Source organism: Salmonella sp. FC25216, from assembly GCF_057751355.1.
Genome location: NZ_JBDGON010000005.1, coordinates 239,420 through 259,032 on the forward strand (window position 1 = coordinate 239,420; position 19,613 = coordinate 259,032).

The 19,613-nt window shown below is 52.2% G+C and carries 13 protein-coding genes; 8 read left to right on the plus strand and 5 right to left on the minus strand.

Annotated features, from left to right (window positions below):
* The first annotated feature begins 325 nt into the window (after positions 1 to 325).
* The 3 genes from ldtD (at position 326) to AC3G3F_RS12425 (ending at position 3,659) form a co-directional block, all read left to right on the plus strand.
* Positions 326 to 2,176, plus strand: a complete 1,851-nt coding sequence (gene ldtD / locus AC3G3F_RS12415) for a L,D-transpeptidase (protein WP_023247050.1) — start codon at positions 326 to 328, stop codon at positions 2,174 to 2,176.
* 259 nt (positions 2,177 to 2,435) lie between these two features.
* Positions 2,436 to 2,984 carry a peptidoglycan L,D-endopeptidase MepK gene (gene mepK, locus AC3G3F_RS12420; protein WP_023247049.1) on the plus strand — a complete coding sequence of 183 codons (549 nt, stop codon included), beginning with the start codon at positions 2,436 to 2,438 and terminating at the stop codon, positions 2,982 to 2,984.
* Positions 2,985 to 3,011: 27 nt separating this feature from the next.
* Positions 3,012 to 3,659 (plus strand): MBL fold metallo-hydrolase, encoded by a 648-nt coding sequence (locus AC3G3F_RS12425; RefSeq protein WP_001109473.1) that lies wholly within the window; start codon positions 3,012 to 3,014, stop codon positions 3,657 to 3,659.
* Positions 3,660 to 3,721: 62 nt separating this feature from the next.
* Here the strand turns inward: AC3G3F_RS12425 and aspC are convergent, their stop codons facing one another.
* From aspC to pncB, 4 genes are all read right to left on the minus strand, one after another.
* Positions 3,722 to 4,912 (minus strand): aspartate transaminase, encoded by a 1,191-nt coding sequence (gene aspC, locus AC3G3F_RS12430; protein ID WP_053509627.1) that lies wholly within the window; start codon positions 4,910 to 4,912, stop codon positions 3,722 to 3,724.
* A 184-nt stretch (positions 4,913 to 5,096) separates the two neighbouring features.
* Positions 5,097 to 6,188: a porin OmpF gene (gene ompF, locus AC3G3F_RS12435; protein WP_023247047.1), complete on the minus strand. Its 1,092-nt coding sequence runs from the start codon at positions 6,186 to 6,188 to the stop codon at positions 5,097 to 5,099.
* Between the two features lie 606 nt (positions 6,189 to 6,794).
* Positions 6,795 to 8,195, minus strand: a complete 1,401-nt coding sequence (asnS, locus tag AC3G3F_RS12440) for an asparagine--tRNA ligase (RefSeq protein ID WP_046093551.1) — start codon at positions 8,193 to 8,195, stop codon at positions 6,795 to 6,797.
* A gap of 168 nt (positions 8,196 to 8,363) precedes the next feature.
* The gene (pncB, locus tag AC3G3F_RS12445) at positions 8,364 to 9,566 is read right to left on the minus strand and encodes a nicotinate phosphoribosyltransferase (protein ID WP_053530139.1); all 1,203 of its coding nucleotides are present in this window, start codon (positions 9,564 to 9,566) and stop codon (positions 8,364 to 8,366) included.
* 265 nt (positions 9,567 to 9,831) lie between these two features.
* Between pncB and pepN the strand changes: the two genes are divergently transcribed.
* The 3 genes from pepN to zapC all read left to right on the plus strand — a co-directional run bounded on the left by pepN (position 9,832) and on the right by zapC (position 14,371).
* Positions 9,832 to 12,444, plus strand: coding sequence for an aminopeptidase N (gene pepN / locus AC3G3F_RS12450; RefSeq protein ID WP_488395076.1), 2,613 nt, complete (start codon positions 9,832 to 9,834; stop codon positions 12,442 to 12,444).
* 207 nt (positions 12,445 to 12,651) lie between these two features.
* A complete protein-coding gene (pyrD, locus tag AC3G3F_RS12455; RefSeq protein ID WP_070801963.1) occupies positions 12,652 to 13,662 on the plus strand; it encodes a quinone-dependent dihydroorotate dehydrogenase in 1,011 nt (336 codons plus the stop codon).
* A gap of 166 nt (positions 13,663 to 13,828) precedes the next feature.
* On the plus strand, positions 13,829 to 14,371 hold the full coding sequence (gene zapC / locus AC3G3F_RS12460) for a cell division protein ZapC (protein WP_001220671.1): 543 nt from the start codon (positions 13,829 to 13,831) through the stop codon (positions 14,369 to 14,371).
* On the opposite strand, the gene AC3G3F_RS12465 is transcribed toward zapC, so the two are convergent.
* Positions 14,368 to 15,477: a YcbX family protein gene (locus tag AC3G3F_RS12465; RefSeq protein ID WP_023247042.1), complete on the minus strand. Its 1,110-nt coding sequence runs from the start codon at positions 15,475 to 15,477 to the stop codon at positions 14,368 to 14,370. The genes zapC and AC3G3F_RS12465 overlap by 4 nt on opposite strands.
* 98 nt (positions 15,478 to 15,575) lie before the next feature.
* On the opposite strand from AC3G3F_RS12465, the gene rlmKL reads away from it, so the two are divergent.
* Positions 15,576 to 17,684, plus strand: coding sequence for a bifunctional 23S rRNA (guanine(2069)-N(7))-methyltransferase RlmK/23S rRNA (guanine(2445)-N(2))-methyltransferase RlmL (rlmKL, locus tag AC3G3F_RS12470; protein WP_488395078.1), 2,109 nt, complete (start codon positions 15,576 to 15,578; stop codon positions 17,682 to 17,684).
* 12 nt (positions 17,685 to 17,696) lie between these two features.
* On the plus strand, positions 17,697 to 19,604 hold the full coding sequence (locus tag AC3G3F_RS12475; RefSeq protein ID WP_023247040.1) for an ABC transporter ATP-binding protein: 1,908 nt from the start codon (positions 17,697 to 17,699) through the stop codon (positions 19,602 to 19,604).
* Positions 19,605 to 19,613 lie beyond the last annotated feature (9 nt).

Below are 19,613 nucleotides of genomic sequence, written 5' to 3' on the forward strand. Positions count from 1 at the left end.
TTTCCTGACGTATTGAAATTATCGCGAACAGAGGCCGGATAAAGCGTTTACGCGTCATCCGGCAAAATAAGTTCTGCTTTATCATTAGACTGGGGCGGCGAAAGCCGCCTTTTTCTTTATCTGAAAAATCTCTCCGGGTAGTGTATTTTCTTTAAACTTCTTTACATTAGGTTAGGCAAAAACGTATCGAACTTTATATACTGGAGTTAAGCCTGACGAGTGAGCAGGCTGACTCGTCATACTAAACAAAAGCATTGGTGAGGTTGACCCGCGCCGCGGGCTGCACCGTCATGCGGAGTATGATAACGAAAACAGGGGGCAAGGGATGTTGCTTAACAAGATGTGTGGTCGTCGTCTGTCGGCAATCAGTTTATGCCTGGCCGTAACATTCGCTCCACTGTTCAATGCGCAGGCCGATGAGCCTGAAATGATACCTGGCGATAGCGCCGTTGCCGCGACTGGTCTGGCTGGGCCGCAGAAGCAATCAGCCGCGACGGCGATTCTGGCCGGGATTCAGCCGCTGCCGGAGGGCGCTTCAGCCGGGAAAATTCGGGCTGATCTACAGTCGCAGCTCCCTTCCGGCTATACGCCGGTTTATATGAGCCAGTTGGCATTGCTTTACGCCGCGCGCGACATGAAGCCCATGTGGGATAATCGCGATGCGGTGAAAGCCTTCCAGCAACAACTGGCGGAGGTGGCGATTGCCGGATTCCAGCCGCAGTTTACCGCCTGGGTGGCATTGTTGACCGATCCCGCCGTAAACGGTATGGCGCGCGATGTCGTGTTGTCAGACGCCATGATGGGCTATCTCCATTTCATTGCGAATATCCCCGTCAAAGGCAATCGCTGGTTATATAGCAACAAACCTTATGCATTGGCGACGCCGCCAGTTTCGGTGATTAACCAGTGGCAAATCGCGCTGGAAGAGGGGCAGTTGCCGACGTTTGTCGCCAGCCTGGCGCCGCAACATCCACAGTATGCACTCATGCATGACGCGTTGCTGAAGTTGGTGGCGGACTCTCGCCCGTGGCCACAGTTGACCAATACCGTGACGCTGCGCCCGGGGCAATGGAGTAACGATGTGCCTGCGCTGCGCGAAATATTACAGCGTACGGGGATGCTGGATGGCGGTCCAAAGATTGCCTTACCCGGCGATAATACTGCTGATAGCGCCGTTGTCAGCCCCTCCGCCGTGGGCGTCGAAACACCGGCGGCGCAGCCGGTCGCCGAACAAACGGCCCGCCGTAGCAAGCCGGCTCCGGCGGTACGCGCCGCCTACGATCGTGAACTGGTCGAGGCGGTAAAGCGTTTCCAGGCATGGCAAGGTCTGGGGGCGGATGGCGTAATTGGCCCGGCAACGCGTAACTGGCTCAATATGACCCCCGCGCAACGCGCAGGCGTACTGGCATTGAATATCCAACGTTTACGCCTGCTGCCGGCGGAATTATCTACCGGTATTATGGTGAACATTCCCGCTTATTCGCTGGTCTACTATCAGAATGGCAACCAGGTGCTGGCTTCGAGGGTGATCGTCGGGCGTCCCGATCGTAAAACGCCGATGATGAGCAGCGCGCTGAATAATGTGGTGGTGAACCCGCCGTGGAACGTTCCGCCCACGCTTGCGCGTAAAGACATTTTACCGAAGGTGTGGAATGACCCAGGCTATCTGGAGCGCCATGGCTACACCGTGATGCGCGGCTGGAACAGCAAAGAAGCGATCGATCCGTGGCAGGTTGACTGGGCCACCATTACGCCATCGAATCTTCCGTTCCGTTTCCAGCAGGCGCCAGGCGCGCACAATTCGCTGGGGCGTTATAAATTTAATATGCCGAGTTCAGATGCGATATATTTGCACGATACGCCCAACCATAATCTCTTTCAGCGTGACGCCAGGGCGTTAAGTTCCGGTTGCGTGCGTGTCAATAAGGCCTCTGAACTGGCTAATATGCTCTTGCAAGATGCGGGCTGGAACGATGCGCGGATCTCTGGCGCTCTGAAGCAAGGCGACACGCGGTATGTCAATATCCGGCAGAACATTCCGGTTAATCTTTACTATCTGACCGCGTTTGTCGGCGCAGATGGTCGTATGCAGTATCGTACAGATATTTACAATTACGATCTCACAGCGCGATCCAGCGCACAAATTGTGCCAAAGGTTGAACAATTAATCAGGTAAATGAAGAAGTTCTGGTAAATATGTTGTCCTAATGTTTAGCTTCAACGGGGTCGTTTCGCTGTAGACCCCGTCGTTGCTGGGGGAGGGCCATCTTGACGCAGGCTTTATCGCCAGTTAAGGTGCCTTTCGTGCGCCAGAAGTGCATATACAACAACCTTTGAGTCGACCGGGCCGTTCAGAAGCCTGTGCCTGTCGGTATTATGCCTGCTTAAAGGTAGAAGTGTATTAACGATAACATTGACCTGTAGACCTGATTATCATGGACAAATTTGACGCTAATCGCCGCAAGCTGCTGGCGCTTGGTGGTGTCGCCCTCGGCGCCGCCATCCTGCCCGTGCCAGCGTTTGCCACACTCTCGACCCCACGCCCGCGTATTTTGACGTTAAACAATCTCCATACCGGAGAGTCAATCAAGGCGGAGTTTTTCGATGGAAGAGCCTACATTCAGGATGAATTAGCAAAGTTAAACCATTTTTTCCGTGACTATCGCGCGAATAAAGTCCGATCAATCGATCCCCGCCTGTTTGACCAACTTTACCGACTTCAGGGGCTGTTAGGGACGCGTAAACCTGTGCAGCTCATCTCGGGCTACCGCTCTCTTGATACCAATAATGAATTACGCGCCCGTAGCAGCGGCGTAGCGAAAAAAAGCTACCATACGAAAGGGCAGGCGATGGATTTTCATATTGAGGGCGTGGCGCTGAGCAATATTCGCAAAGCGGCGTTATCTATGGGCGCAGGTGGTGTAGGATATTACCCACGTAGTAACTTTGTGCATATTGATACCGGGCCGGCGCGGCACTGGTAATCAGCGAGGCTTAATCAAAGGAGCAGTATGAACTATCGTATTATTCCGGTCACCGCGTTCTCCCAGAACTGTTCATTAATCTGGTGCGAACAAACCCGGCTGGCGGCGCTGGTCGATCCGGGCGGCGACGCTGAAAAAATTAAACAGGAAGTGGACGCCAGCGGTGTGACGTTGATGCAAATTTTACTCACGCATGGCCATCTCGATCATGTCGGCGCAGCGAGTGAACTGGCGCAGCATTACGGCGTTCCTGTTATCGGTCCGGAAAAAGAAGATGAGTTCTGGCTGCAAGGACTGCCGGCGCAAAGCCGCATGTTTGGTCTGGATGAGTGCCAGCCGCTGACGCCTGACCGCTGGCTGAACGAAGGCGATCGCGTCAGTGTAGGGAATGTGACGTTACAGGTGTTACATTGTCCGGGACACACGCCGGGACACGTGGTTTTCTTTGATGAACAGTCGCAACTGCTGATCTCCGGCGATGTGATTTTCAAAGGCGGCGTCGGGCGCAGCGATTTTCCTCGCGGCGATCACAATCAGTTGATTGACGCCATTAAGCGTAAACTACTGCCGCTTGGCGATGATGTGACCTTTATCCCTGGCCACGGCCCGCTCTCCACGCTCGGTTACGAGCGTCTGCATAACCCCTTCCTGCAAGACGAGATGCCGGTCTGGTAAGCAGAATGAAAAAAGCCTGCAATGTGCAGGCTTTTTTGTCGGTCACGCCAGCCGACAGGTTTTTACAGTACCGCGACGATGGCTTCGCACAGCGGTGCCATATTATCCGGCGTCATACCTGCCACGTTCACGCGACCAGAAGCTACGGCATAAACGCCAAACTCTTCACGCAGACGTAGCACCTGCTCTTTGGTCAGACCACTGAATGAGAACATCCCGTTCTGCTTGATAATAAAGCTGAAGTCGCGGTTTGCGCCTTTCTCCTGCAAGGTATTCACGAACAGTTGACGCATACGCTGGATACGCTGGCGCATGTCCGTCAGCTCCTGTTCCCAGATGGCGCGCAGTGCGTCATTACTCAGGATAGTGGCGACGATGGACGCGCCGTGCGCCGGCGGGTTAGAGTAGTTAGCGCGAATGGCTGATTTCATCTGGCTAAAAGCGCGATCCACGGTTTCCGCGTCGGCGGCAACGAGTGTGCAGGCACCGACGCGTTCATTATATAAACCGAAGTTTTTGGAGTAGGAGCTGGCGACAATCAGCTCCTTATGCAGCGCGGCAAAGGCGCGCAGACCTTCCGCATCTTCTTCCAGGCCGCGGGCAAAGCCCTGGTAAGCGAAATCAAATAGCGGTAGCCAACCTTTTTCAACAGAAAGCTCAGCCAGAGCTTTCCACTGTTCCAGAGTAGGGTCAATGCCGGTTGGGTTGTGACAGCAACCATGGAACAGAACCACATCGCCGGCCTGTGCTTCGCTCAGACTGGCTTGTAGCGCGTCAAAATCCAGCGTGTGATTCTCCGCATCGTAGTAAGCGTACTCCCGGACTTCCAGTCCGGCGGCGTTAAACACGCTTTTGTGGTTCGGCCAACTAGGGTTGCTCACCCACACCCGTTTTACCGGGGTATTTTTTGCCAGGAAGTCGGCGGCAACGCGTAGCGCCCCGGTACCGCCCGGCGTTTGCGCCGTGCGTGCGCGCTTGTCGTTAATCAGCGCGCTGCCTTTGCCAAACAATAATTCCTGGGTGCAGCGAGCAAATTCCGGAATCCCGTCAATGCCGAGATAGTTTTTCGTCGTTTCATTTTCCAGTAAATACTGCTCGGCTTTTTTAACGCTGGTGAGCACCGGTGTTTTGCCGGTTTCATCCTTATATACGCCAATGCCAAGGTTAATTTTCCCTGGACGGTCATCGGCGCGAAACAGATCGGCCAGGCCCAAAATCGGGTCGGCAGGAGCGGCGGTTATGTTCTCAAACATGACGAGGTTCCATTATAGTTACAGAAGGGAAATCCGCTATCAGGTTAACGGCAGATTTACAAAATGCCAACCGTTAGCGCTAAAAAGCCCGACTGTTTTTGAAAGACGCACGTTTTCTCTAAGAGACATAAAAAAACAGGACCGAAGTCCTGTTTTTGAGGCATAAAACAAAGGGGTCTGCTGGTCAGAACTGGTAAGTAATACCGACTGCCGCCTGATCGTCGGTGCCAACGTAGCTGGAGCTGTAGTCGTTTTTGTCCAGCAGGTTGAAACGGTAGTCAACCCATACGTTCATGTTTTTGTTGAAGTAGTAAGTCGCGCCCGCCTGAATGTATTTCGCCAGGTCGGCTGTGCTGTCGGCGCCGTTCAACTGCTTACCTTTACTCTGCACATACGAGATTGCCGGACGCAGGCCGAAGTCAAACTGGTACTGAGCGACCACTTCAAGGTTCTGCGTTTTGTTTGCCATTTCCACGGTATTGGTAACCGTATTTTCAACAATGCTCATATTGCGGGTTTCGGCATATACGGCAGCCAGGTAGACGTTGTTCGCATCATATTTCGCGCCAACGGCCCACGATTCTGCGCGATCGCCATTACCATCGCGATCCTGCTGATCGTTAGTACGCTTGCTGTTGCTGTACGCTGCGGTGACGCCAAAGCCGTCGAACTCATATGCCATGGTGTAACCTACGCCATCGCCATTCTGAGAGTTGATGCTGTGGTTGTCCTGATTTTTACCCTGATACTGGATACCGAAAGAGAGACCGTCCACCAGACCGAAGAAGTCAGAGTTACGGTAGGTCAACAAACCGCCAGCACGGCTGGTCATGTAGTTATCAGTATAGGCGCCGCCCCAGGTTTCGCCGGAGAAGTAGGGTGCCATATCGGTATATGATTCAACATCGTAAACGATACCGTAGTTACGACCATAATCGATTGAACCCACTTCTGCGTATTTCAAACCTGCGAAGGCCAGACGGACCAGATTCGAGTTCTGCTGTTCGCCTTCAGCGCGATCTGCTTTGGTACGGTATTCCCACTGACCGAAACCGGTCAGATCGGTGTTAATTTGCGTTTCCCCTTTAAAACCAATCTGGGCATAAGTCTGGTCGGCATTTTTGCTATCGCCGGTCGTTGTCCATACGTGACGACCCACGGCTTTACCGTACAGATCCAGCTTATTACCATCTTTATTATAAATTTCTGCTGCGTTTGCGGTTGCAGCAGCCAGCAGGGCAGGGATCACCGCTGCCAGGATTTTGCGCTTCATCATTATTTATTACCCTCATTGGTTTTTTTATATGACACCTGCCACTGCCGCCAATAAATTCCGTCAATAAAACTTTACAGAAATATTGATGAGAGTTTGGTGTCTTTATGTGTCTGACAGGCATCTTTCCATTCAAACTAACGTTTCGCTACCGTGAAAATGCTACAAATATAAAGATTTAGTATCAAAAGGAAAAAATATGTAAGAAAATATTATTTTTGCGGAACTTTGTGAACAACGTCAAACTTCCCCTGATTTTTCGTCTTAATTTGTTCTTTTTAATTTTATTCATATGATTTTATTATATTTATTGGCATGCGACACCATTGTGCCTGAAAAAGCAGCAGATGAGCCATTTTATAAAAATAGCCATTTAGATGTCCTGATGTCTGAAATGATGGGGAAAAATTGTGCTATTAGAGCATAAAAATCTAATCCTTAATAAAATTAAGGATTAGATTTTTATGTGTAAATATTTTTGTGAAATATACAGTAACAAGATGTGGTAATTCAGAGGGTTGTAATTAAATTTATTTACTTATTGAGAATAAAACTGACATTCAGGTGAAAAAAAGGCCAGCATAGCTGGCCTTGAGTGTGACGTAAAAATTAGAAGCTGGCGTTGCGTGGCGTCCGTGGGAACGGAATAACATCGCGCACGTTTTGCACACCCGTGACGTAAGCGATCAGGCGTTCAAAGCCCAGGCCAAAGCCGGAATGCGGTACAGTACCGTAGCGACGTAAGTCGCGATACCACCAGTAATCCTCTTTATTCAGCCCCATTTCGGCCATACGGGCATCCAGCACATCCAGACGCTCTTCACGCTGGGAACCGCCGATGATTTCGCCGATTCCCGGCGCCAGTACATCCATTGCCGCTACGGTTTTGCCGTCTTCGTTAAGGCGCATGTAAAACGCTTTAATTTCTTTCGGATAGTTTTTCACCACCACAGGTGCTTTGAAATGTTCTTCCGCCAGATAGCGTTCGTGTTCGGAAGAGAGGTCGACGCCCCAGAACACCGGGTTTTCAAATTTCTTACCACAGCGTTCCAGAATGGCGACCGCATCGGTGTAATCCACCTGAGCGAAGTCGGTAGAGACAAAACGCTCCAGACGAGCGATAGCGTCTTTATCCACGCGTTCGGCAAAGAACTTCATGTCATCCGCACGCTCTTCCAGAACCGCGTTGAAGACATATTTCAGCATGGCTTCCGCCAGACGGGCGTTGTCTTCCAGATCGGCGAACGCCACTTCCGGCTCCAGCATCCAGAACTCCGCCAGGTGACGGCTGGTGTTGGAGTTTTCCGCGCGGAAGGTCGGCCCAAAAGTATAGATTTTGGACAGCGCGCAGGCATACGTTTCGCCGTTTAGCTGGCCGGAGACGGTCAGGAATGATTCTTTGCCGAAAAAGTCTTTGTCAAAATCTACCTTGCCCTGGTCGTTACGCGGCAGGTTTTCCAGATCCAACGTTGAGACGCGGAACATTTCGCCAGCGCCTTCGGTATCGGAAGCGGTAATCAGCGGGGTGGAGACCCAAAAGAAGCCCTGCTCATCGAAGAAGCGATGCAGCGCCTGTGCCAGAGTATGGCGGACGCGCGCTACCGCGCCAATCAGGTTGGTGCGCGGGCGCAGATGCGCGACCTCACGCAGATACTCAATGCTATGGCGTTTTGCCGCCATCGGGTAGGTATCCGGATCTTCCACCCAACCTGCGACCTCTACTTTCGTGGCCTGGATTTCGAAACTTTGCCCTTGTCCCGGCGACGCGACAACCTTACCCGTTACCACCACGGAGCAGCCTGTCGTCAGGTGTAATACTTCTTCATTATAATTGGGCAGAGAATTATTAATTACAGCCTGTACAGGATCAAAGCAGGAGCCGTCATAAACGGCGAGGAAGGAGATGCCAGCTTTTGAATCTCGGCGGGTACGCACCCATCCGCGCACGGTGACTTCTTGGTCAACGGCTACGCGGCCCTGGAGTACGTCGGCTACAGGCACAACGCTCATAATATTCTCTCTGTTAATAGTCGGAAAAAATAAACACTTGTCCACCCGAAATGGGGGGATTCCTATGTTACCTGGCATCTGCAATCAGACAAGCAGAAATCGTAGCTGAAGTGAAAGATTTCGGAAATAAACCTGAAAAAGGAGCCCTGGCAGGCTCCCTGGGAAGAATTAACTGGCTTTGCGGACCTGCGGGAGATCAAAAGCTTTACGCAGCGCACGCACAAACGCTTTATCATGGCAGATCGTTTTACCGGGGCTGTCGGAAAGTTTAGCCACCGGCTTTCCGTTACATTCCACAAGCTTAATAACGATATTGAGCGGTGTTACCTGGGGGATATCGCAGGTCAGGCGGGTACCTATGCCGAAGCTTAACTGCACGCGAGACGCGAAATGGCGATAGAGCTCGACCGCCTTTTGCAGATCAAGGTTATCTGAAAAGACCAGCGTTTTTGTCAGCGGATCAATCCCCAGCTTTTCATAATGGGCAATCGCCTTTTCACCCCATTCGACAGGGTCTCCTGAGTCGTGGCGTAACCCCTGATAACGGCTGGCGAATTCAACGCCGAAATCGCGTAAAAACGCATCCATTGTAATGCAATCTGTCAATGCGATACCAAGCTGGTCCGGATATTCGTTGAGCCAGGCGGCCAGCGCGGCACGCTGACTGGTCGCCAGATCCGGACTGATTTGTTGATGCGCCTGAAACCATTCGTGCGCCTGAGTGCCCATCGGCGTCAAAGCCAGGCGACGCGCGAGATCATAGTTGCTGGTGCCGACAAACCATGACTCCTGCTGGAGACGTTTAACTATCGCCTGCTGCACTTCACGAGAGAAACGACGGCGGGTACCGAAGTCCATCAGGTGGAAGCGGGACATATCGAGATCGGCGGTTAACGCAGTGAAATCAACCAGCTTACTTTCCAGCGCGTCGAGCGCCTGAGCAACGCCCGCGTTTGGCGAGCGGTAGTGGTGAACCAGTTCACTGATCACGGCCAGCAGCGGCACTTCCCACATAATCACTTCACGCCACGGGCCGGTTAAGCGAATATTCAGCTTGCCGTTATCGTTGGTGACACAGACTTGAGCGGGGTTATAGCGAAATTCGCGTAACCAGTTCAGATAATCCGGTTTAAAAAAGGGCAGGCCAGAGAGCCACTGGAACTCGTCCTTCTGGAGGCGCAGGTGCTGCATCGCGTCCACCTGCTCGCGAATAGCATCGGCATAAATACCCAGCAGGTCGTCGCCACGGCAACGAAACTCAGCCGCTACCTGCACATCATAGTAGTGGTGAAAAACGGCTTGCTGCATATGCAACTTATAAGCATCTGTATCCAGCAACGAGTGCAGAACAGGAGAAGCGAATTGTGTCATAGGTGCGCTGTAGCGTCCTCTCACGGGAGCGTTTAGTACAATAAACAACTAAGAAAACCGCTGGAGTATACCTTGTTTAGCGATTTATTGAACCCCGATCACACCATAAGCTGTCTTTAGGGTCGAGCGCATTTCGTGCCCCATGTTATAAAAATGTAGCAAAGAGGCTGTTTGTGCCTGAAAAGATGAACATTCTGCGTAGCGCGATTTGCGCAACAGGAATAGACTGGAGTCGACACTCTACAAAAGATGCGAAAGGTTTTTTATGACACAACAGCCACAAGCCAAATACCGCCACGACTATCGCGAGCCGGATTACCAGATTACTGATATTGACTTGACCTTTGACCTCGATGCCGAAAAAACCGTGGTCACCGCAATAAGCCAGGCTGTTCGTCATGGCGCGCCTGATGCGCCTCTTCGTCTTGATGGGGAAGATTTAACGCTGGTATCCCTCCACGTCAACGATGCGCCGTGGACAGCATATAAAGAAGAAGAGGGCGCGCTTATCATCAGCGACCTGCCAGAGCGTTTTACGTTACGCATTGTCAACGAGGTAGGTCCGGCGGCGAATACGGCGCTGGAAGGATTGTACCAGTCCGGCGATGCGCTCTGTACCCAGTGTGAAGCGGAGGGCTTCCGCCATATTACCTGGTATCTTGACCGCCCGGATGTACTGGCGCGATTTACCACCAAAATTATTGCCGATAAAATCAAATATCCGTTCCTGCTTTCCAATGGCAACCGTGTTGCGCAGGGCGAACTGGAGAATGGCCGTCACTGGGTTCAGTGGCAAGATCCGTTCCCGAAACCGTGTTATCTGTTTGCGCTGGTGGCCGGTGATTTTGACGTGCTGCGCGATACCTTTACCACCCGCTCCGGGCGTGAAGTCGCATTAGAACTGTACGTTGACCGCGGCAATCTGGATCGCGCGCCGTGGGCGATGACCTCGCTGAAGAATTCCATGAAATGGGATGAAACGCGTTTTGGACTCGAATATGACCTCGACATCTATATGATTGTCGCGGTGGATTTCTTTAATATGGGCGCGATGGAGAATAAAGGTCTCAATATCTTTAACTCCAAATATGTGTTGGCGCGTACCGATACCGCGACGGATAAAGATTATCTCGATATTGAGCGCGTGATAGGCCATGAGTATTTCCACAACTGGACCGGCAACCGCGTCACCTGCCGCGACTGGTTCCAGTTGAGCCTGAAAGAGGGGTTAACCGTTTTCCGCGATCAGGAATTTAGCTCTGATTTGGGGTCACGTGCGGTGAACCGCATCAGTAACGTGCGTACCATGCGCGGTTTACAATTTGCGGAAGACGCCAGCCCGATGGCGCATCCTATCCGCCCGGATAAAGTTATCGAAATGAATAACTTCTACACCCTCACCGTTTATGAAAAGGGCGCGGAAGTCATTCGCATGATCCACACGTTGCTGGGTGAGGAAAATTTCCAGAAGGGGATGCAGCTCTATTTTGAGCGCCATGACGGCAGCGCCGCGACGTGTGATGACTTTGTACAGGCGATGGAAGATGCTTCTAATGTCGATCTGTCCCATTTCCGCCGCTGGTACAGTCAGTCCGGTACGCCGATTGTAACGGTAAAAGATGATTATAATCCGGAAACCGAGCAGTACACGTTGACCATCAGCCAGCGCACTCCGGCGACGGCGGATCAGGCAGAGAAGCAGCCGCTGCATATTCCATTCGCCATTGAACTGTACGATAACGAAGGCAACGTTATTCCGTTGCAAAAAGGCGGTCATCCTGTCAATGCTGTGCTGAACGTCACGCAGGCGGAGCAGACATTTACCTTTGATAATGTCTACTTCCAGCCTGTTCCGGCCTTGCTGTGCGAGTTTTCAGCGCCGGTGAAACTGGAATATAAATGGAGCGATCAGCAACTGACGTTCCTGATGCGCCATGCGCGCAACGATTTCTCCCGTTGGGATGCGGCGCAAAGCCTGCTGGCCACTTACATTAAACTGAATGTGGCGCGTCATCAGCAGGGGCAGCCGTTATCGGTTCCGGTGCATGTCGCTGATGCGTTCCGCGCGGTGCTGTTGGATGAGAAAATCGATCCGGCGTTGGCCGCAGAAATTTTAACGTTGCCTTCGGCCAATGAAATTGCGGAGCTGTTTGAGGTCATCGACCCGATCGCCATTGCGCAAGTTCGTGAAGCGCTAACGCGTACGCTGGCGGCAGAACTGGCGGATGAGTTCCTTGCTATCTATAACGCCAATCATCTGGATGAGTATCGTGTTGATCACGGCGATATTGGTAAGCGCACGCTGCGCAATGCTTGCCTGCGCTTCCTGGCGTTCGGCGAGACGGAGCTGGCTAATACGCTGGTCAGCAAACAGTATCGCGACGCCAATAACATGACCGATGCGCTGGCGGCCCTGTCTGCTGCGGTGGCGGCGCAGTTGCCGTGCCGCGATACGCTGATGCAGGAATATGACGATAAGTGGCATCAGGACGGCCTGGTGATGGATAAATGGTTTATCCTGCAATCCACAAGCCCGGCGGAAAATGTACTGGAAACTGTACGCGGCCTGCTCAAACACCGTTCTTTCAGCATGAGCAATCCGAACCGCATCCGTTCATTGATTGGCGCGTTTGCCGGCAGTAACCCGGCGGCGTTCCATGCGCAAGACGGTAGCGGATACCAGTTTCTGGTCGAGATGCTGACCGATCTGAATAGTCGTAACCCGCAGGTTGCATCTCGCCTCATTGAACCGCTGATTCGTCTGAAACGTTATGATGGTAAGCGACAGGAGAAAATGCGTGCGGCGCTGGAGCAGTTAAAAGGACTGGAGAATCTTTCCGGCGATCTGTACGAGAAGATAACTAAAGCGTTAACCTGATCATATCCGCTATAAAAATGTAAGACATACCCGGTAAGCGTTAGCGCTGCCGGGCATTTTTTTGCCGGATGATGACGCGCCCTGGCGAAGCGTGAAGTGGGGCTGAAGGAAAACGATTGCTATTTATTGCCGTAGGTCAATTCCCTTTTGCACGGTTATCGCCCATAATACGCCCCCGGTTTGCACACCGGGAATCCAGGAGAGTTCATGTACTACCCCTTCGTTCGTAAAGCCCTTTTCCAGCTCGATCCAGAGCGCGCTCATGAATTTACATTTCAACAATTACGCCGCATTACAGGTACGCCGCTGGAAGCACTGGTGCGCCAGAAAGTACCAACAAAGCCGGTCACCTGCATGGGACTTACCTTTAAGAATCCACTGGGGCTGGCTGCCGGTCTGGATAAAGACGGGGAGTGCATCGACGCGCTAGGCGCGATGGGGTTTGGTTCCCTGGAAATCGGCACCGTGACGCCGCGCCCACAGCCGGGTAACGATAAGCCGCGTCTTTTTCGTCTGGTGGATGCTGAAGGTCTGATCAATCGGATGGGATTTAATAATCTGGGCGTCGATAACCTTGTCGAGAATGTTAAAAAGGCCCATTTTGATGGTATTCTGGGAATTAACATCGGTAAAAATAAAGATACCCCTGTCGAAAATGGCAAAGATGACTACCTGATTTGTATGGAAAAAGTCTATGCTTATGCGGGTTATATCGCCATTAATATTTCTTCGCCGAATACGCCAGGGTTACGCACGCTCCAGTATGGCGATGCGCTGGATGATCTATTGAGCGCCATTAAAAATAAGCAAAACGATCTTCAGGCGATCCATCATAAATATGTGCCGGTGGCGGTAAAGATCGCGCCGGATCTTTGTGAAGAAGAATTGATCCAGGTTGCCGATAGCCTGCTTCGACATAATATTGATGGCGTGATTGCGACAAATACCACCCTCGATCGTTCTCTGGTACAAGGAATGAAAAATTGCCAGCAAACGGGGGGATTAAGTGGCCGGCCATTACAATTAAAAAGCACAGAAATTATTCGCCGTTTATCCCAGGAGTTAAATGGACAATTACCTATTATCGGCGTCGGCGGCATTGACTCAGTTATCGCCGCGCGCGAGAAGATAGCGGCAGGAGCAACTCTGGTACAAATTTATTCCGGCTTTATTTTTAAAGGCCCGCCATTGATTAAAGAAATCGTAACGCATATCTAAACTTTACCCTTTATCAGACAACCAGGGCTTTATTTCCGGCGCTGGTTGTTTTATATTTCTCCACTGTTGCTTATTTAGACATTTTGGGCTTTTATTATTGGGGTAATAAACGAAGCGGCAAAAGGACAATGCTGTTACGAATTGCTTAAAAGCGGGAGAGAGGCCAATGCGAATTAAACCTGACGATAACTGGCGCTGGTATTATGATGAAGAGCACGATCGTATGATGCTCGATCTCGCCAATGGTATGCTTTTTCGCTCGCGCTTCTCTCGTAAGATGCTTACGCCGGACGCGTTTTGCCCGACCGGTTTTTGTGTGGATGATGCCGCGCTCTATTTTTCCTTTGAAGAAAAATGCCGGGATTTCGAATTAACCAAAGAGCAACGCGCGGAGCTGGTGTTGAATGCGCTGGTGGCGATTCGTTATCTCAAACCGCAGATGCCAAAAAGCTGGCATTTTGTGGCGCATGGCGAAATGTGGACTCCGGGAACGGGTGATGCCGCAAGCGTCTGGTTAAGCGATACGGCGGAGCAGGTTAATTTGCTGGTCGTTGAGCCGGGAGAAAATGCCGCGTTGTGCCTTCTGGCCCAGCCGGGCGTGGTGATAGCAGGCCGAACTATGCAGCTTGGCGATGCGATTAAAATTATGAACGACAGGCTGAAACCGCAGGTTCACTGTCACAGTTTCAGCCTTGAACAAGCGGTTTAATTTTCCAGTCGTAACGCGGTTTTAGGCACGCAGCTACAGCTCAGAATCGTACCATCGTCGCCAATGGCCGATTTTTTCAGCGGGCTTACTTCGCCTTCCAGTAAACGTATCCGGCAGCAACCACAGATACCCGCCCGGCAAGAATACGGAATACGAATTCCCTGATTCTCCAACTGTTCCAGTAGCACCTGTTGATTATTCCCGCAGAAGGTTTGTCCTTGCCAGTCGATGGTCACGCTCGCATCCGGGTGTTTATCTGGCGTAATGCTGTCGTCGACCGCTGTGGCGCCATAGGCTTTTGCCGGGGCTGTTGCCAGAATCTCCACCTCATCGCCGACGCGAATGACGCCGCTATTGCGGGCGATCAGGTTCTGACCAAAATCCACATCGCCATTGTCCAGGGCGGTACGAAAAGCTTGCAGCGTCGCCAGCGGTTCGCCGGAGGGATGTTTTTGCCCCTTTTCGGGGCTGACGGTCGTAAAAATACAGCGGCTACAAGGTTTCACAACGTCAAAAATCACCTCGCCAATGCGAAGAACTTTCCAGTTATCTTCTTCCCAGGCCGCTACGCCGGAAACCACTAAGTTTGGGCGAAACTGTTCCATTTGTACGCCAGCCGGACAACGCTGTTGCAGATCGCGCAGCGAGGCTTCGTTAGTCAATAAATACGGGTAGCCATCGGCAAATCCCAGCGGCACCGCGTTATGCCGTTTAACCCGGCGCGTCAACTGCGGCCCAACCCAGCGCAACTGGACATCGCGGGAGAAAAAGCCGCTCAACCATTGATTAATCACCGTCGGAGCGACGCGAGCGGTAAAATGGTTTCCCCAGACTTCGGTCGGCGCATCCTGCGGGGTGAAATCCGTAAAGCGAACCAGTGAGCTACTGCCGTCTGGCGCGGTCAAATGGAGGCCGTCATGTAAGGGAGAGGGGGTAAAACGTACCATTTGTGGAAACTGGCGGGCGGTAATAAATGTACCGTCAGGCTCGGTAATCATGAAGATGCGATCAAAAGCCAGACCGCTGATATCTGCCAGCGCATGAGTCAGACCAATGCCGCGCATGGATTTGACCGGATGAATAAAGAGCCGTGATAACGTCGCCACCGTACAGTCCCTCAAATGAAAATAAGCCTTCAACTTTATGACATGGGCGTGAGATTAGCTATAATGCGCAACAATTTTCTTAGCGTAAAAGTGACAATATGAATTCTCTGTTTGCCAGTACGGCCCGCGGGCTGGAAGAGCTGTTAAAAACTGAACTGGAAAAACTGGGCGCCGTAGAGTGTCAGGTTGTTCAGGGTGGGGTCCATTTTCAGGGCGACACGCGGCTTATTTACCAGAGCCTGATGTGGAGCCGCCTGGCCTCGCGTATTATCCTGCCGATGGGCGAGTGCAAGGTCTACAGCGATCTCGATCTTTATCTCGGCGTTCAGGCGATAAACTGGACAGAGATTTTTAATCCTGGTGCGACGTTTGCGGTGCATTTCAGCGGCCTGAACGACACCATCCGTAATAGTCAGTATGGCGCGATGAAAGTTAAGGACGCGATTGTCGATGCATTTACGCGGAAAAATCTTCCGCGTCCAAATGTGGACCGCGAATCGCCGGACCTCCGTATTAACGTCTGGCTGAATAAAGAAACTGCCAGCATTGCGCTGGATCTCAGCGGTGATGGCCTGCACCTGCGCGGTTATCGCGATCGCGCCGGTCTGGCGCCAATCAAAGAGACGCTGGCGGCGGCGATTGTTATGCGTTCCGGCTGGCAGCCGGGTACGCCGCTGCTCGACCCTATGTGTGGTTCCGGGACATTATTGATTGAGGCCGCGATGTGGGCGACCGATCGCGCACCGGGACTGCACCGTGGCCACTGGGGATTTAGCGGCTGGGCGCAGCATGACGAGACTATCTGGCAGGAAGTGAAAGCCGAAGCGCAGACCCGGGCGCGTAAGGGACTGGCGGAGTATTCCTCTCATTTCTACGGTTCCGACAGCGATGCGCGCGTCATTGAGCGGGCGCGCAGCAACGCCCGTCGCGCTGGTATCGGCGAGCTAATCACCTTTGAAGTGAAAGATGTGGCGCAACTGAGCAATCCGTTGCCGAAAGGCCCGTATGGTACGGTTATCAGTAACCCGCCTTACGGCGAACGTCTGGACAGCGAACCGGCGCTGATTGCGCTGCACAGTCTGCTGGGCCGTATCATGAAAAATCAGTTTGGCGGCTGGAACCTGTCGCTGTTCAGCGCCTCGCCCGATCTGCTGGGCAGCCTGCAACTGCGTGCCGACAAACAGTTTAAAGCCAAGAATGGCCCGCTGGACTGCGTGCAGAAAAACTATCATATTGCGGAAACCACCGCAGACAGTAAACCGGCGACGGTGGCGGAAGATTACGCTAATCGCCTGCGTAAGAATCTTAAAAAGCTGGAAAAATGGGCGTGCCAGGAAGGCATTGAATGTTATCGCTTGTATGATGCCGACCTGCCGGAATATAACGTGGCGGTAGACCGTTACGGCGACTGGGCGGTGATTCAGGAATATGCGCCGCCGAAAACAGTGGATGCGCAAAAAGCGCGGCAGCGTTTGTTCGATATTATTGCGGCAACCTTGTCAGTGCTCGGTATTGCGCCGAATAAACTGGTGTTAAAAACCCGCGAACGGCAAAAAGGAAAAAACCAGTATCAGAAAATGAGCGAGAAGGGCGAGTTCCTTGAGGTCAGCGAATATAATGCGCGCTTATGGGTAAATCTGACGGATTATCTCGACACCGGTCTGTTCCTCGATCACCGTATTGCCCGCAGGATGCTGGGAGAGATGAGTCAAGGCAAAGATTTCCTGAATCTCTTTTCTTATACCGGCAGCGCCAGCGTACATGCGGGTCTGGGCGGTGCGCGCAGCACCACAACGGTGGATATGTCCCGCACCTATCTGGAGTGGGCCGAACGTAATTTGCGTCTGAACGGACTGAGCGGTCGCGCGCATCGCCTGATTCAGGCCGACTGCCTGGGCTGGCTGCGCGAGGCGAATGAACAGTTCGATTTGATCTTTATCGATCCGCCGACGTTCTCTAACTCAAAACGTATGGAAGAGTCGTTTGATGTTCAGCGCGATCATGTCGCGTTAATGAAAGATTTAAAACGCCTGCTGCGTAAAGGCGGCACCATCATGTTCTCAAATAATAAGCGCGGATTCCGTATGGATCTGGAAGGTCTGGCCGAACTGGGGCTTACAGCACAAGAAATTACGCAAAAAACGCTCTCCCCGGATTTTGCCCGTAACCGTCAGATCCATAATTGCTGGCTGATCCGCGCTGCCTGAAAGGAAAAGTAAATGTCATTAATCAGTATGCATGGCGCATGGCTGTCGTTCAGCGACGCGCCGCTTCTCGATAACGCAGAGTTGCATATCGAAGATAACGAACGCGTCTGTCTGGTGGGGCGTAACGGCGCCGGGAAATCCACCTTGATGAAGATCCTCAACCGCGAACAGGGTCTGGACGATGGGCGTATTATTTATGAGCAGGATCTGATCGTCGCGCGTCTGCAACAGGACCCGCCGCGTAATATTGCGGGCAGCGTCTATGACTTTGTCGCCGAAGGTATCGAAGAACAAGCGGAATACCTCAAACGCTATCATGAGATTTCCCGTCTGGTGATGAGCGATCCCAGCGAGAAAAACCTCAATGAAATGGCGCGCGTACAGGAGCAGCTCGATCATCATAATCTGTGGCAGTTGGAAAACCGTATTAATGAAGTGCTGGCGCAGCTTGGACTCGATCCTAACGCCGCGCTGTCGTCGCTCTCCGGCGGCTGGCTGCGTAAAGCCGCGCTGGGTCGGGCGCTGGTCAGCAATCCGCGCGTATTGTTACTGGATGAACCGACTAACCATCTGGATATCGAAACCATCGACTGGCTGGAAGGGTTTCTGAAAACCTTTAACGGAACGATTATTTTTATCTCTCACGATCGTTCGTTTATTCGCAATATGGCGACCCGCATTGTCGATCTCGATCGTGGCAAACTGGTCACCTATCCGGGAAATTACGATCAATACCTGCTAGAGAAAGAAGAAGCGCTGCGCGTAGAAGAGCTACAAAACGCGGAGTTTGATCGCAAACTGGCGCAGGAAGAAGTCTGGATTCGCCAGGGTATCAAGGCGCGCCGCACCCGTAATGAAGGGCGTGTGCGGGCGTTAAAAGCGATGCGCCGTGAACGCAGCGAGCGTCGTGAAGTGATGGGCACGGCGAAGATGCAGGTCGAAGAGGCGACGCGCTCCGGTAAAATCGTTTTTGAGATGGAAAATGTCGATTACCAGGTAGAAGGAAAACAACTGGTAAAAGATTTCTCAGCTCAGGTACAGCGCGGCGACAAGATTGCGTTAATTGGCCCGAACGGCTGCGGTAAAACCACGTTACTGAAACTGATGCTGGGACAGCTTCAGGCTGACAGCGGGCGTATCCATGTGGGAACGAAGCTGGAAGTCGCCTACTTCGATCAGCATCGCGCCGAACTGGACCCGGAAAAAACCGTGATGGATAACCTTGCGGAAGGCAAGCAAGAGGTAATGGTAAACGGTAAACCGCGCCATGTACTGGGCTATTTGCAGGACTTCCTGTTTCACCCCAAACGGGCGATGACGCCAGTTCGCGCGCTTTCCGGCGGCGAACGTAACCGTCTGCTGCTGGCGCGACTCTTCCTCAAGCCGAGCAATCTTTTAATTCTCGATGAACCAACGAACGATCTTGACGTCGAAACGCTGGAACTATTAGAAGAATTAATTGATGGCTATCAGGGCACGGTGCTACTGGTCAGCCACGATCGCCAATTTGTCGATAATACCGTGACGGAATGCTGGATTTTCGAAGGCGGCGGCAAAATCGGACGTTATATCGGCGGCTACCATGATGCGCGTGCGCAGCAAGCGCAGCATCTGGCGACGAAACAGCCGATGGTGAAAAAAAATGAGGAAGTTATTGCCCCTAAAGCAGAAATTGTAAAACGGGGCAGTAGCAAACTAAGCTATAAACTGCAGCGCGAGCTGGAGCAATTACCCGGTCAGCTTGAAGACCTGGAAGCGAAGCTGGAAGCGCTACAGGCGCAGGTTGCGGATGCGGCCTTTTTTAGCCAGCCCCATGAGCAAACGCAAAAAGTTCTGGCCGATTTAAGTCAGGTGGAGCAAGAACTTGAGCAAGCCTTCGAACGTTGGGAGTATCTTGAAGGCCTGAAAAACGGGGCATAATTAAAGGAG

Bases quoted from the DNA above. Each gene is read 5' to 3' on its own strand.
- AC3G3F_RS12425 (WP_001109473.1), top strand. From the start codon at position 3,012: ATGAACTATCGTATTATTCCGGTCACCGCGTTCTCCCAGAACTGTTCA.
- rlmKL (WP_488395078.1), top strand. From the start codon at position 15,576: ATGAATTCTCTGTTTGCCAGTACGGCCCGCGGGCTGGAAGAGCTGTTA.
- mepK (WP_023247049.1), top strand. From the start codon at position 2,436: ATGGACAAATTTGACGCTAATCGCCGCAAGCTGCTGGCGCTTGGTGGT.
- pepN (WP_488395076.1), top strand. From the start codon at position 9,832: ATGACACAACAGCCACAAGCCAAATACCGCCACGACTATCGCGAGCCG.
- zapC (WP_001220671.1), top strand. From the start codon at position 13,829: ATGCGAATTAAACCTGACGATAACTGGCGCTGGTATTATGATGAAGAG.
- AC3G3F_RS12475 (WP_023247040.1), top strand. From the start codon at position 17,697: ATGTCATTAATCAGTATGCATGGCGCATGGCTGTCGTTCAGCGACGCG.
- pyrD (WP_070801963.1), top strand. From the start codon at position 12,652: ATGTACTACCCCTTCGTTCGTAAAGCCCTTTTCCAGCTCGATCCAGAG.
- pncB (WP_053530139.1), bottom strand. From the start codon at position 9,566: ATGACACAATTCGCTTCTCCTGTTCTGCACTCGTTGCTGGATACAGAT.
- aspC (WP_053509627.1), bottom strand. From the start codon at position 4,912: ATGTTTGAGAACATAACCGCCGCTCCTGCCGACCCGATTTTGGGCCTG.
- ompF (WP_023247047.1), bottom strand. From the start codon at position 6,188: ATGATGAAGCGCAAAATCCTGGCAGCGGTGATCCCTGCCCTGCTGGCT.
- ldtD (WP_023247050.1), top strand. From the start codon at position 326: ATGTTGCTTAACAAGATGTGTGGTCGTCGTCTGTCGGCAATCAGTTTA.
- asnS (WP_046093551.1), bottom strand. From the start codon at position 8,195: ATGAGCGTTGTGCCTGTAGCCGACGTACTCCAGGGCCGCGTAGCCGTT.